The 14,271-nt window shown below is 44.7% G+C and carries 13 protein-coding genes; 7 read left to right on the top strand and 6 right to left on the bottom strand.

The features are described 5' to 3' along the window. Position 1: 1 nt before the first annotated feature. Positions 2-679 (bottom strand): DNA mismatch repair endonuclease MutH, encoded by a 678-nt coding sequence (gene mutH / locus V7R55_RS08990; RefSeq protein ID WP_334059167.1) that lies wholly within the window; start codon positions 677-679, stop codon positions 2-4. A 110-nt stretch (positions 680-789) separates the two neighbouring features. Between mutH and rppH the strand changes: the two genes are divergently transcribed. The 7 genes from rppH to V7R55_RS08955 all read left to right on the top strand — a co-directional run bounded on the left by rppH (position 790) and on the right by V7R55_RS08955 (position 8,288). Next, positions 790-1,332: an RNA pyrophosphohydrolase gene (gene rppH / locus V7R55_RS08985; RefSeq protein WP_334059166.1), complete on the top strand. Its 543-nt coding sequence runs from the start codon at positions 790-792 to the stop codon at positions 1,330-1,332. A 144-nt stretch (positions 1,333-1,476) separates the two neighbouring features. Continuing rightward, entirely contained in the window at positions 1,477-3,768 is a 2,292-nt protein-coding gene (gene ptsP, locus V7R55_RS08980; protein WP_334059197.1) for a phosphoenolpyruvate--protein phosphotransferase, read from the top strand. 3 nt (positions 3,769-3,771) lie between these two features. Next, complete coding sequence (locus V7R55_RS08975; protein ID WP_334059165.1) at positions 3,772-4,578, top strand: sulfite exporter TauE/SafE family protein; 807 nt, start codon at positions 3,772-3,774, stop codon at positions 4,576-4,578. A 4-nt stretch (positions 4,579-4,582) separates the two neighbouring features. After that, the gene (lgt, locus tag V7R55_RS08970) at positions 4,583-5,395 is read left to right on the top strand and encodes a prolipoprotein diacylglyceryl transferase (protein WP_334059164.1); all 813 of its coding nucleotides are present in this window, start codon (positions 4,583-4,585) and stop codon (positions 5,393-5,395) included. 8 nt (positions 5,396-5,403) lie between these two features. Then, positions 5,404-6,237 (top strand): thymidylate synthase, encoded by an 834-nt coding sequence (locus tag V7R55_RS08965; protein WP_334059163.1) that lies wholly within the window; start codon positions 5,404-5,406, stop codon positions 6,235-6,237. A gap of 9 nt (positions 6,238-6,246) precedes the next feature. Continuing rightward, positions 6,247-7,317: a response regulator gene (locus tag V7R55_RS08960; RefSeq protein ID WP_334059162.1), complete on the top strand. Its 1,071-nt coding sequence runs from the start codon at positions 6,247-6,249 to the stop codon at positions 7,315-7,317. Further along, positions 7,314-8,288: a sensor domain-containing diguanylate cyclase gene (locus tag V7R55_RS08955; RefSeq protein WP_334059161.1), complete on the top strand. Its 975-nt coding sequence runs from the start codon at positions 7,314-7,316 to the stop codon at positions 8,286-8,288. The genes V7R55_RS08960 and V7R55_RS08955 overlap by 4 nt, the downstream gene beginning before the upstream one ends. Before the next feature lie 10 nt (positions 8,289-8,298). Here the strand turns inward: V7R55_RS08955 and V7R55_RS08950 are convergent, their stop codons facing one another. The 5 genes from V7R55_RS08950 to rluA all read right to left on the bottom strand — a co-directional run bounded on the left by V7R55_RS08950 (position 8,299) and on the right by rluA (position 14,251). After that, positions 8,299-10,368 carry a response regulator gene (locus tag V7R55_RS08950; RefSeq protein WP_334059160.1) on the bottom strand — a complete coding sequence of 690 codons (2,070 nt, stop codon included), beginning with the start codon at positions 10,366-10,368 and terminating at the stop codon, positions 8,299-8,301. 212 nt (positions 10,369-10,580) lie between these two features. After that, on the bottom strand, positions 10,581-11,927 hold the full coding sequence (locus V7R55_RS08945) for an AmpG family muropeptide MFS transporter (RefSeq protein WP_334059159.1): 1,347 nt from the start codon (positions 11,925-11,927) through the stop codon (positions 10,581-10,583). Positions 11,928-12,028: 101 nt separating this feature from the next. After that, a complete protein-coding gene (locus tag V7R55_RS08940; protein ID WP_334059158.1) occupies positions 12,029-12,352 on the bottom strand; it encodes a hypothetical protein in 324 nt (107 codons plus the stop codon). Positions 12,353-12,494: 142 nt separating this feature from the next. Further along, complete coding sequence (locus V7R55_RS08935; protein ID WP_334059157.1) at positions 12,495-13,382, bottom strand: DUF3530 domain-containing protein; 888 nt, start codon at positions 13,380-13,382, stop codon at positions 12,495-12,497. A 152-nt stretch (positions 13,383-13,534) separates the two neighbouring features. Further along, entirely contained in the window at positions 13,535-14,251 is a 717-nt protein-coding gene (rluA, locus tag V7R55_RS08930; RefSeq protein WP_334059156.1) for a bifunctional tRNA pseudouridine(32) synthase/23S rRNA pseudouridine(746) synthase RluA, read from the bottom strand. Positions 14,252-14,271 lie beyond the last annotated feature (20 nt).

Raw genomic sequence — 14,271 nt, 5'->3', positions numbered from 1 at the left:
TTTACATACCAAACGCATTGCGCAGTATTTGGTGGGTAAAGGTTTTGCGCAAGTAAAACCCTCTAGGGCGAGTTTTAATACGCTGGCCTTCTGGCCCTAATGCATCGGTAAGCACTTTACCGTTAGCCGCTTTGGGGCGAATGTGAAGTGCTTCGCCTTGTCGAGAGGTAATAGACTCTACTTGCCCCGTAGCGATTTGTTCTACTAACTCTTCCCAGTCGTGTCTGAGCATTGCGTCTTCATGCTGGTTTGGACGCCAGTAAAACCCAGTTGCTACTCGTCGATGGGCTAAAGGAATGGCTCTATCACCTTCAATGGGTAGCCACAACACCTGCTGTAGCTTGTTTCGCACATTCGAAGCTTCCCACGTGATACCCGGCGCCATTAAGAGGGGCGCAAAACAAACATAGGTGGTTTCTAGAGGTGAAAAGTTTACGTCAATGGGTATGGTTTTAAGTTCTATGCCTAATTCAGGAAAGTCCTGCTGAGGCTTAGAGCCCGCGCTCGCGCCCAACCACTTCTCAATAAGCATACCCGGCCACCCTTTGTGGCGCTGTAAATTAACAGGAATGGCAACATTGGCCATATCAGCCAGTTCTCCTAAGGTTAAACCCGCGATAGCGTGACATCGTGCCAAAAGGGCGTCTGGCGAAGATGGAGGCGATGAAGGAGGTTGCATAAGGTGGTTAATTTCCTGTTTGAAAGCGAAGGCGAACATTAAGACTATGATTGGAGCATAGTTTGTGGAAGAATGAAAACATATACAAGATAGTGTGCCCGGGAGTCTATGTGATAGATGCCGATGGATTCCGTGCGAATGTGGGCATAGTGATTTGCAACAAAATGGGTCAAATATTTTGGGCAAGACGTTATGGTCAACATTCATGGCAGTTCCCTCAAGGCGGAATTGATGAAGGGGAATCTGCTGAACAAGCTATGTACCGCGAGCTTCACGAAGAAGTAGGATTGACACCGAAAGATGTCACCATTTTGAGTGTTACCCGTAACTGGCTTAGATATAAGCTACCAAAGCGATTAATTCGACAAGGCAGCAACCCTGTTTGTATAGGGCAAAAACAAAAATGGTTCTTGTTGCAGCTAGATTGCAACGACCGCGATGTTAATGTGCTTAAAACAGGTCATCCTGAATTTGATGACTGGAGGTGGGTAAGCTACTGGTATCCCATTAGAAATGTTGTATCGTTCAAACGAGACGTCTACAGACGAGTAATGAAAGAGTTCTCGCCTGTAGTTATGTCTGCGCAACATCGACCTCAGCAGCGCCAAAACGTAGCTCCGCACAAGCGCGGGAAAAAACGCAGGCGCGGTTAACGGTCAAAGGTATAAATCGGTGAAAGTGGCAAAGGCAGCAAAGGTAGTGAAGGTGTCAAAGGTAGCGATGTGCAACAGTAAGCGACGAGCAAACTGCAATTACACAAGGATAAACCGGTGAGCCCTCAGAGCCAACAAGGCGCAATGTTAACCACATTGAAACGTATCGTGCAGGAAATGAATCAAATTCCTGCGCTCGATACCGCTTTGTTTAAGCTCGCGTCACGTGTAAAGCACACCCTTAGTGTAGACTCATGCTCAATTTACCTTGCTGACTACGACACGCAAGAATTTATCCTAAAAGCGACGGATGGTCTGCACCCCGATGCGGTAGAACAAGTTCGCATTGGTTTTTCAGAAGGCCTTATAGGTTTAGTTGGTCAACGTGAAGAACCGCTAAATATCGTAAACGCGCACAACCACCCACGATTTAAACATTACCCCGAAGTAAAAGAAGAAAAGTACAATGCCTTTTTAGGAACGCCTATTATCAACCAGCGGCGTGTCTTAGGCGTTATCACACTTCAGCAATCCCAAATGCGACGCTTTAGCGAAGATGAAGAGGCGTTTTTAGTTACCCTTGCTGCACAGCTAGCGCTAGAGATCACCAATGCCGATATACGTGGCGCATTGACCTTATCAAACTCAAACGACAATACGGCACGGCAGAAAAATGTAAGAGGTATTGCAGGCTCGCCTGGTTTGGCTATTGGTAAAGGGGTCTCACCCGATAAGTCTATCAACCTCAAAAACTGGGTGGTAAAACGCACGCAGTCGCCGCAAGATCAAATTCAGCTTTACCGCAAAGGTGTTGAGGTAACAAGGGGGCATGTTGACGCCTTGTCTGAGCGGTTAGATGACGGTATACCTGATGACGTTAAATCAATTTTTCAGCTATATCATCACCTGTTGGATGCCAACAGTTTAGGTCGCGAAGTAGAAGAAAAAATTCGCCAAGGTTGGGATGCTGCGTCGTCTTTGAAGATGGTGGTCGAAAGCTACGCTGCTCGCTTTCAGGCTATGGACGACCCTTACATGCAAGAGCGTGCTATTGATATCGTCGATTTATCAGACCGAATCTTAGCTAACATCTTGTATGAAGCGAACGGTCAAAAAGTTACTGAACAGGTCATTACTGAGCCCAGTATTCTAGTCGCTGATGAAGTGTCAGCGCCTATGCTCGCTGAGTTTCCGCGAGATAAGCTCAAAGGCATTATTTCCATTCGTGGTTCTAACAACTCTCACGCGGCCATATTAGCAAGAGCTATGGGCGTGCCCGCTGTAATGGGTTGTCAAAACGTCACACCAGCACTACTTGAAGACAAAGAAATACTGCTTGATGGCTATTCTGGGGAAGTCATTGTTTCGCCAGAGCGCAATATTAAAACTGAATTTATTCAGCTTATTGATGAAGAGTCGGCCATCGCCGAGAAAATAAACGCAGAGGCAGATAAACCTTGTGAAAGCGTTGATGGTTGTAGAATGTCACTTTACATCAACGCGGGCCTTTCTGCTGAAGTAGAGCTAAACGCCGAGCAGATTGGGGCTGGCGTTGGTTTGTACCGTACAGAAATTCCTTTTATGCTTCGCGAGCGATTCCCCTCGGAACAAGAGCAGGTAAAGCTATATCGCCAGGTCCTTGAGGCTGCACCATCGCTACCCATTACCATGCGCACTTTGGATGTGGGGGGCGATAAACCACTGCCGTATTTCCCGATTAACGAAGAGAACCCTTTTTTAGGCTGGCGTGGTATTCGGCTTACCCTTGATCACCCTGAAATATTCTTGGTTCAAGTTCGCGCAATGCTTCGGGCAAGCGTGGGGCTAAGCAACCTGCAAATTATGCTGCCTATGATATCTACGGTATCTGAAGTGCAGGAGTCTAAGCGCCTTATCAATCAGGCGTTTTATGAGATATCTGACGAAATAGCAGAATCGGGGCAGACCCTAAATAAACCTAAACTAGGCATTATGCTTGAAGTGCCTTCGGTACTTTATCAACTGCCTCAACTGGCTAAGCATGTTGATTTCTTTTCTGTAGGCAGCAATGACTTAACCCAGTACCTTTTGGCAGTCGACAGAAACAACACGCGGGTGGCGGGGCTCTACAACAGTTATCACCCAGCCGTATTAGGGGCACTTTACGATGTGGTCCAAAAAGCTAATCAAAACCAAGTACCGGTGACTATCTGCGGAGAAATAGCGGGGGAGCCGGCAGGGGCCCTGCTGCTAATGGGAATGGGTTACCGACGCTTGAGTATGAATGGTTTCAACTTAAGAAAGATAAACTGGCTTATTCGAAAAGTAACGCTTGATGAGTGTAAGCAACTACTTTCATTAGCGCTAACCTCTGTTAGCCAAGACGAAGTTTTTGTGCACTTAAATCAGTATCTTGAAACCAAGGGCCTAGGAGGCCTTATCCGAGCAGGTGGTTAAAAAATGGATCCACTTGTTGTAATTGTTGTCAGCTGTCTAATTTTAGGTTCAGTGGTTGGAATTCTTGCAGGTATGTTGGGCATCGGTGGCGGCTTAATTATTGTACCTGCGCTGTCGTACTTGCTGATTCACTTTCTGGGCATGACCACCGAAACGGTTATGCCTATCGCTATTGCAACGTCCTTATCTACCATCATTTTCACGGGTATGTCGTCGGCTTTAGCACATTATAAACTCGGTAATATTCAGCGTCATGTTGTGCTTTATACCGGATTAGGGATTGCGTTTGGCGCAATTGCCGGTGCACAGGTGGCAAGTCATATTTCGGGTGAATTACTAAAAGATGTGTTCGCCGTACTGGTGATATTGATAGCTTTGCAAATGATTTTCGGCAAACAAAAAGCGTCTGAAAACGAGGCATCAAAAGGGGCGTTAGCCACTGTTGGTGGAGGTGCCGGTATGCTAAGTGCGTTAATGGGTATTGGCGGTGGCGCATTACTTGTACCCGCTTTAGTGTGGTTTCGTGTTAATGTACGCGCGGCTATTGGTTGTGCCGCTTTTTGCGGGCTAGTTATTGCCATTTTTGGTACCACCAGTTTTGTTATCGCTGGGTGGGGTGAGATAGATGTACCAGAATACAGTATGGGTTATGTTTATCTGCCTGCTACAGCTGGTATTGTTGCAACCTCTATGTTTACCGCAAACATAGGAGCTAAGCTTGGACAGCGCGTTAATATACGTGTGCTAAAAGCGATGTTGGCATGCTTGCTTGTTTTAGTAAGCATTAGAATGATTTTAGGAATTGAATAAAGTAATGGAACAGAGCAGTTATCTGGTATTCCCCAGTATCGACCCCGTTATCTTCAGTGTCGGTCCATTAAGTGTGCGCTGGTATGGCTTGATGTATTTGGTAGGTTTTATCGCCGCGTATTTGTTGGCTCAAAAGCGCCTATCACAAACTAACTGGAGTAGAGAGCAGTTAAGCGACCTGCTTTTTTGGAGCTTTGTGGGCGTGATTCTAGGTGGTCGCATCGGCTATGTGCTTTTCTACCAGTTTGGCATGTTCTTAGATGATCCTCTGTATCTATTCAAAATTTGGGCGGGTGGAATGTCTTTCCACGGCGGCTTGTTAGGGGTGTTAACTGCGCTGTTTTGGCGCGCAAAGTGTATGAATACCACGTTCCTACGTCTAGGGGATTTCGTAGCGCCGCTGGTGCCCATTGGCTTGGGGGCGGGTCGAATCGGCAACTTCCTAAACGCAGAGCTATGGGGGCGTACCACGGACGTGCCTTGGGCTGTTATTTTCCCGAACGCAGGCTATGTTCCTCGTCACCCGTCTCAGCTGTACGAATTTGCTTTAGAGGGCGTTCTGCTCTTTATTATCCTATGGCTTTACTCTGCCAAGAAGCGCCCAGTAGGGGCGGTGAGTGGTTTATTCTTACTTGGTTATGGAAGCTTCCGATTTATTGTTGAGTATTTCAGAGAACCCGACGCACATATTGGCTTATATCAAATGGGCCTAAGCCAGGGGCAACTTCTTTGTTTACCTATGATAGCTTTAGGAATAGGATTGATAGTCCGTGCTTACATGCGCGGAAAAGACCATGTTGAACAGCAAAAAATATAAGAATAACGATGAAAGAATATCTCGCTCTAATGCGCCATGTACGTGATACGGGTGTGAAAAAGGAAGATCGAACTGGTACAGGTACGTTAAGTGTATTCGGGTATCAGATGCGCTTTAATCTACAGGAAGGTTTTCCTTTGGTGACAACAAAGAAGTGTCACCTTAAATCGATCATTCACGAACTACTTTGGTTCTTGAAAGGCGAAACAAATATTGCTTATTTAAAAGAGCATGGCGTAAAGATTTGGGATGAATGGGCTACCGATGAAGGCGAGCTTGGTCCTGTATATGGCCATCAATGGCGTAGTTGGGATCGCGGTGACGGTACCTCGGTTGACCAAATTGCCGAAGTGGTAGAGCAAATTAAAAATAACCCTGATTCACGTCGTCTTATCGTTAGCGGCTGGAACCCCGCAGTCTTACCTGATACTAGCTATTCACCAAAGGAAAATGCGGCAATGGGCAAACAGGCGCTACCCCCTTGCCACACGCTTTTTCAATTTTACGTTTTAGAGGGCAAGCTAAGCTGTCAGCTGTACCAACGTAGCGGTGATATCTTTCTTGGTGTTCCGTTTAACATTGCAAGTTATGCACTGCTTACCATGATGATTGCCCAAGTATGCGATCTAGAGCCGGGTGATTTTATTCATACGCTAGGCGATGCGCACTTGTATTCTAATCATCTTGAACAGGTAGAATTGCAGCTTGGTCGCGAACCTTTTGCCCGTCCAACCATGGAAATTAACCCAGATATTAAAGATATCTTTGGTTTTTCATACGATGACTTTACGCTGAAGAATTACCAGTCTCACCCACATATTAAAGCCCCAGTTGCTATTTAAGGAGTTACCATGAGTACTCCAATATTAATTTGCGATGACTCGGGCTTCGCAAGGCGGCAAATGGCGCGCAGTTTACCCGATGGGTGGGATGTAGATATTTCCTTTGCCGAGAATGGCGAACAGGCCCTAGCTTTTATCCGAGAAGGAAAAGGTGATGTGGTTTTCCTCGATTTAAACATGCCGGTAATGGATGGCTACCAAACCATGGAAGCCATTCGTCAGCAGGATTTGCCTTGCTTAGTGGTGGTAGTGTCCGGTGATGTTCAGGCGCAAGCGCGGGAAAAAATGCTTGCCCTCGGTGCATTAGATTTCATTCGAAAACCAATCGATAATGAAAAACTCAGCCATATCTTATCTTCCTACGGCATCTATAGCGGTGAGAGCCATTCTTCAGGGGCCAGTTTAAAAAAGGCGCAGGGGCAAAGTGAGTCAAGTTCACCTAGAGCCAAGAGCCCAACGAGTAAAGAAGAGCAGTTAGACGCATGCCGTGAAATGGTGAATATTGCCATGGGGCGTGCAGGAGAAAATTTAGCCCAGCTGCTAGGTGAGTTTATTGACTTACCCATACCTAATGTAAACTTAATTGAAAGCAACGAACTGTCTATGGCCATTGCCGAGATTAATCGTAATGACAGCGTTTCTGCGGTTTCAAAAGGGTTTATTAGCGAAGGTATAAGTGGAGAAGCCCTGGTTATTTTTAACGACACAAATACGCAAAATATTGTTGAGCTGTTGAAATACCCATCGTCTGCGTCGTCAGATAAGCTTGCCCTAGAAGCGCTAATGGATGTGTCGAATATTCTAATCGGTGCTTGTTTAAATGGCTTATCAGAGCAGCTCAACGTTGCGTTTAGTCATACGCATCCTATCTTACTCGGGCAGCACCAAGGCTTATCAACGCTTTTGAGTGATAACGTCCAGCGCTGGGGAAAACTAATGGCCATTGAGATTGGCTATGCGATAAAGTCGAGAGATATTTCCTTCGATCTTTTATTGTTGTTCCCCGGCGATGCTATGAATCAGGTTTATGCGCGTCTGTTCGATGATGGCTTTATAAAACAAGACAAGGGAAGTCTATGAATGCTTCAACTAGTGAACTCGCTGTCAGCGACCACGTTAGTTCGTCTCACGTTCCTGCAGAATTGCTCGATTCAATAGAAGTAGGGATTGCGGTAATTGATCGCAACTTCAACGTGCAGGTCTGGAATAAATTTCTTGAGAACCATAGCGCCAAAAAAGCAAACGCTATTATTGGAACTAGCTTGTTTTCTCACTTTCCAGAAATAGAAGAGAAGTGGCTCAGAACTAAAGTTGACCCTGTATTTAACTTGAATAGTCCTGTATTTATCATCTGGGAGCAGCGCCCTTATTTATTAAAATTTGATTGTAACCGACCGGTCACTTGTGCCGCTGAGTTTATGTATCAAAACGTGACCATATTCCCTATAGTGGATAAAAGCGGGCGCGTAGAGCGATTTTGTATGCTGGTTTACGATGTTACCGAACAGGCCCTAGGCAAGCTTGGAATGGAGCATCTTAACGAAGAGTTGAAAACAGCAAGTCGAGTAGATGGCCTAACAGGGCTATTCAACCGTCGCTATTGGCAAGAACGGTTTGATGAAATGCACAAGTTATGCGTTCGGCGAGATAAGCCCAGTACCGCACTTATGCTTGATATCGATCATTTTAAACGCATCAACGACACCTACGGCCACCAGGCGGGAGACAAAGTTATAAAAATGCTCGCAGCACTGATTAAACGCTGTGTGCGGGAAACTGATCTTGCTGGACGCTACGGCGGTGAAGAGTTTGCTATTATCCTAAACGATTCAACGGTAAATGATGCAAAAGCAGTAGCCGAGCGAATTCGTCAATTGGCACAGCGGTTAGTGGTTGAGCATGAAGGCGAGTCGATAAGCTTTACTGTAAGCCTAGGGCTTGCCCAGTTCTCTCCCGACTTTAAAGGCGCGATGGCATGGCTTGAATGTGCCGATCAGGCGCTTTATGAGGCGAAAGAAAACGGTCGAAATCAGTATCGTATCTACACTTAAAAAATACCTTCTAAACGAGTGTAAGATCTAAGGTATTTTTGAGTTCTTGAAAGGTAACAGGCTTCACGAGGTGATATCGAATGCCTGCTTTCAACGAGGCCTCTTTATCGTTTCTATGGGCGTTGGCGGTAAGCGCAATGATAGGGAGGTCAGGGAACCCTTCCTTTATAATATTCGCCACTTCCAGGCCGTTTATATCAGGCAGATTGATATCGAGCAATATACAGTCATAGGCTGTCTCGTTTACTCGACCTATGGCGTCATCGCCTGTGTAGCTTACGGTAACATCGTGACCCATACTGTTTAGCATGTATTCCAGCATTTCTGCATTTATTGGCTCATCCTCTACCACTAAAATGTTTGCTTTGGTCAAGGCTTTGACGGTCTGTGTTTTACTACCTGAAAGCTGGTGTATAGCATCGACAAACCGGTTTCTGTCAATAGGTTTTACAAAGCTTTGGAATATAGGCAATTCGCTTTTGGCGATAATATTGGCGATATCCGGCGTAGCTGACAATACGATAACCGGCGGTACGCGTTCTCCGTAAATAGCTTTGAGTGTCTTAATTAGTTCTAAGCCATTCATTCCTGACATATAAAGATCGGCGATGATACCGGAGAACTGAAGCAGTTCATCGTGAAGGTTTAAAAGGTTGGCGCCAGATGAAAATGTGCGAACGCTAAAGCCTTCTTTCGTGACTATAGACTGTAGGTATAGCCTTGATATTTCTAAGTCGTCGACAATGGCAAACTTGGCATTAGAAGGTGTCGATGTTACCGACGGCGAGTCTTCTAAGGGTTTAATTGGTAGTGATATTTTAAATTCGGAACCGACGCCTAGAGTACTGTTAACCTGTAAAGTACCGCCAAGTTTATCAAGGCTGCGCTTAGCCACGGACAGGCCAATTCCCGCCCCTGGGTAGCGCTGACTTTGTGAATGTTCTCCCCGGTAAAAGCGCTCGAACATGCGTTTTTGGGTTTGTTCATCAATGCCAATACCAGTGTCGTTAATAATAATTACTAGAAAGACTTTTTTGTTTTTTACAAGCGTTGTAACGGTCACGTCAATGAGCCCCGTCGACGTAAACTTTACGGCATTATCCATTATATTTACTATCACTTTCGACAGGGCCATAGCGTCGGTTTCAGCATAATTTGGAACGCTATGACTGCAATGCATGTTAAGTTCAAGCTTTTTATCTTTAACTCTTACTGAAAAAGGCGATATGCATTCGTCTAGTAAACTAATTAAGTCGACTTTTGAAACTTGAAGGTCGTCCTTTACATGGTTATTGAGTATCTCGGTAAGGTTATTCGTTAGATTAAGCAGCCTGTAGCTCGATTGCTCGGCCTGTTGAATTAACTTAGCCTTCTGGTCTTCCATGTTTGGTATAAGCTCTAAAGCGCTGATTATGGCGCTAATAGGGGCTCGAAACTCATGGCTGATAAGCTGCAAAAATTTTCTGTCCTGCAAGTCCTCACTATTGTCTGCAATAGCAAGCCTTACCTTTGATTTATTAAGCTTTCGAAGAGAACTCTTGGGTACGTTTCTAGTAAAAAGCCACGCATAAAGATAGCAAAGAGCCAGAGCAACTGCGCCAAATAGGGTAGCTATCAACATCTTTTCGCGCAGTGCTTGAATACGCAGTAGCACTGCATTTTCTTCGGCTTTTAGGGATTTTAAAAGCGGAAGAAGGCTAAAGTCGTCATCAATATAGGCCTTTAATTCTGTGGGGGGCAACTCCACAAGGGTATAAAGTAATATTCGTGTTTGCTTAGCTGTTTCCTCCGCCGTAGCTTTACTTAAACTTTTATACGCGCTTTGAAACTCTTCTTTAGAAACGGAGGAAGCAAGGGCGCTGACCCTCTGTTTGTCTAGTAAATATCTATTCAACTCTTGATAGGTTACCTGTAACTGGTGTGCTAGGGCCGTGTGGGTGGCACTATTGCTTAGCATTTGGCTGTTGAGTTGGTCAATTCGATATTCAGCGCTAATTAGACTATCTTCTAAATTATTCTGTTGCTCCAAGTCAGTAATGAAAGATTGTTGTTTGGTGATGAGCGCCAGCAAAATTGACATAACTATCATACTAAAAAGAAGAGCAGTCACGCTTGCTTTAGAAAATGTATAAGCAGCGGAGTTCGACGATAGTTTGTGCTGTGGGGGCGAAGCCTTGTTTGAACTCAACTTTCTTCCTTGCAAGTGTGTGCGTTAGTTGCCTACTTTAAATGTAGGCAACTGACGCGAAGTTGCAAGGAAACAGAGGTATTGTGGATGTTACTGAACGTTATTTATGGCGCTTCAACGCGTTTAATATGACCCCTAATAGAGTATAAAAAGCAAAGGCTTGGGAGCACCATTACAGCCGTCAAAATGAAAAATAGACTCCAGTTTCCGTCAAGACTGTCAACAACCAAACCACTGCTAGAAGCAACCAATGTTCGTCCTGCAACACTTAATGAGGCCATAAGTGCATATTGAGTTGCACTAAAAGCGCGGTTACACAAGAGCGATATAAAGGCGACCATGGCAACAGTACTCCACGCGCCGGTAAAGCCGTCGACAACGACAGTGATGGCTAGCAGTGAGGTCGATGGGCCGGTTTGTGCGATAAGAGCAAAGAGAAGGTTTGAAGCCGCCATAGCAACACCTGCAATCATCAACCCTCGATAAATGCCGTAGCGAATGTTTACTAATCCACCAAGTAGAGAGAATATTATGGTTACCCACCAGTTTAGTAACTTTGAGTAAGTGGCAATATCGCTATTGGAAAAGCCGACTTCCTTATAAAAGACAATGCTCATACGACCTAAAAACGCCTCGCCAATTTTAAAAAGAAAAATAAACAGTAAGAATGAAGCGGCCAGCTTGATGCCATTGCGGTTAAAGAACTCGGAAAATGGTGTAATTAGTGTTGTTCTTATCCAGTTAATTAATGCAGAGCTATTTGCGTTTAAATCCGTTACCTGTTCAAGCAAGGCCTCTCTATTAACAGCGGGTTCATTGGCAAAGCAGGTAGCTATTGCTAACGAGGCCATAATTGCGCCAAGCAATAAGTAAATGTCTGGCCATGCCCAAGAAGTAAGGTCTGCTAAGAAAAAGGGGATAGCTCCAAGACCTCCATAACCCGTCCACCATCCAGCTGTTGCTACTGACGAGGCAGCAGACATACCATCTTTATCTTCTTTTTCAATGCAATCAATACGAAAGCCATCAATAGCAATATCTTGGGTGGCAGAAGCAATGGCAATTAATAAACCAATTAAGGCGACGTAAAATAAGTCATTGTCTGCGGTAAGCTGTGACATAGCCAAACAGAGCAAAACAACACCGCATTGCATTAAGAAGATCCAGCCGCGTCTTTGCCCTAACATTGGAGGCTTAAGCTTATCGACAAGAGGCGACCATAGAAAATTAAATGAATAGGTAGCGAAGATTATGCCGAAAAGTCCAATAGCCGAGCGCGATAAACCTTCATCTTTTAGCCAAGCCGATAACACTGAACCTATCATGATCCAAGGAAAACCACTGGAAATGCCAAATAGAAAAATCGTGAGATAGCGTTTGTCATTGAATGTTTTTAATGCAGTAAGCAATACTTCGGCCTTAAGCGGTAACTCAAAAGTGTATTGAGCCATGAACCAGGGTGTTTAGCAATAAAACTGTGAAGGCATTATGAATGATTTAGAAAAGAGTAGAAGTCGGTGATATGCGGTCAAACGCCGTGAAAATAACGGAGTTATGGGCGTATTCCAACACAGTCTAGAGGGCAGTGTCCCAAACCCTCTAGGAAGTTAACGCAGTTTGTTAACTCATCAACAAGAAACTGGTCTTTCGTGAGTTTATCTTCATTCCAGTAATGCACTTGGTGAAGCAAATGCCAAAAAACACGTTCCTTTTGCGTATATGGCTGGGTCAATGTGCATTCAACTTGACCCCATTCTTCCATACTATCCCAAAAGAATAGCTCGATCTCTTCGATAGGAAGCTCTCCCTGCCAAAATGCTCTCAAATAGAAACACAGCTGTTTTGCTTTGTTATCTACAAAATTCTGAACATTCACGAGTAACTCAACCGTCTCTGTCTGCTAAAATTAGTATAGTCCATTACATCGTTACCAATAACTTCAATACCCCGATATTTATCTTATTATGGGTAGGTCACTGTTTTGGATGTTAATTTAGCGTAATATCAAGAAGAAAAAATTACCAGCCTAGATGCCTGGTCCAGCCTATGGTGCTATTTGCAACCATATGAATATTAGGGCTTTTTTCAATCAACTTTATACTAAAGGTTAAAGAATTATTTGGTAGGACGACTTGTCTATAATGCAACTTTAGCTCGTTTTTTGCGCGAACCTTTCTTCTTATCGCCGTGCGTGATTCCCAATCGTTAAAGTTGCTTAAGGACAAATCAAGAATGGGAAAGTTGGCTTTCGCTATCGTATCAATTACCAAATTGTTGGTTTCTTCTTGCGGCCAAAACGGCGAAATAGCAACAAAGGTATCAGGCTGGAAATTGGGCTGCACTTCTATTGCAGACAAATAGGCCGCTGCAAGCATACCCTGCGCAATGACCATGCGATAACCTGTTCTGTCTTGTAAATAGTTATCTAAAGCATTGAGTTGAAGCGCTAGCGCAGTCGTTGTTGATTCAAAATCAAGGTACTGAGTCAACTGGTTACTTCTAGGATGAACCATCTGTTTGCTACCTATCGATGGTGTTAGGTTTTCTTGCTGCGACTCACTCGTTTGCTCTTCAGTATTTAAAGTTGATGGTGAGTTAATCGGCAAATTAAATGGGCTAATAACCACGTTCCACCCTTTCTCAGCAAGCATGCTCGCCAAGCTGTTGCCTTGAGCAAGAGTCAGGCTAGATGGAAAGGGTTCAGTGAGCACAATAGCAACACCTAAGGGAAGTGGTGTTCTTGCCTCAACTTCAATGAGTGGGGCTTCCATTTCACCTATCATAAGCGCTTTTACTTCGCCGGGGAGATAAGCATTCCTGACATCCCTGAAAAAGTCGCAGTGAGCCGTCATCGGCAGCAGCGAAACAACCATTGCAAAGATTAAAAGGAGAGCGTGCCTTTTCATAAAAAGTGGTTTGCCTTTAGCTATCACCCCGATACGGACAGCTTTGCCCGTATCACATCAATTAAAAAACTAAATCGTTCTAGCAGAGTTATCGGCAGGTTGCTTTAAAACTAAAATGAAGTCTATTGATAAAATTGAGTAGCGTTAAAACGTTACTCAATACTTTCTGACAGTGGCTTTGGGCGAAACGGACTAAAAGGGATGGCGACATTAAAGTGCTGCCAATGCCCAAGTGTCGGGTGCGTAAAACTCAAGCTTTCAGCATGGAGCTGTAAACGAGGCGCCATAGATAACGCTTCTTCATGGGCATAGAGTCTATCCCCCAAAATAGGGTGGCCTAAGGCAAGCATATGCACGCGAAGTTGGTGAGATCGACCTGTGATAGGGTAGAGGGCAACTAAAGAGTAGGGCAAACCTTTTTCATCATGGGTACGTTCGACAACGTCATAGTGCGTTACGGCTTTTTTACCGCGCTCGAAGTCTACCATTTGCTTTGGCCTGTTTGGCCAGTCGCAAATAAGAGGAAGGTTAACTTCTCCGCGGTCTTGTTCTACATGTCCATGAACTCGGGCGAAGTAACGCTTTTTAGTTTGACGTAGCTCAAACTGTTTCGAGATATGGCGATGACTATCTTTATTAAGCGCCAGCACCAAAATACCCGAAGTCGCCATGTCTAAGCGATGCACTACTGTGGCGGTGGGATACACACGGTTCACCCGGCTGATCAGCGAGTCGCGGTGCTCTAATGCTTTGCCCGGAACGCTCAATAGCCCGCTAGGTTTATGCGCAACCACCATATCCTCATCTTGATACAAAATATCAAGATAAGGTGTCATCGGTGGGTTATAAACAAAACTTGGGTTCGCCATTATGTACTCGTTACTTCACA

Source organism: Alteromonas sp. S005, assembly GCF_036864475.1.
GTDB lineage: Bacteria > Pseudomonadota > Gammaproteobacteria > Enterobacterales > Alteromonadaceae > Alteromonas.
The sequence above is the reverse complement of the archived record's forward strand: the minus strand, read 5'-3'. Positions and strand labels throughout refer to the sequence as shown.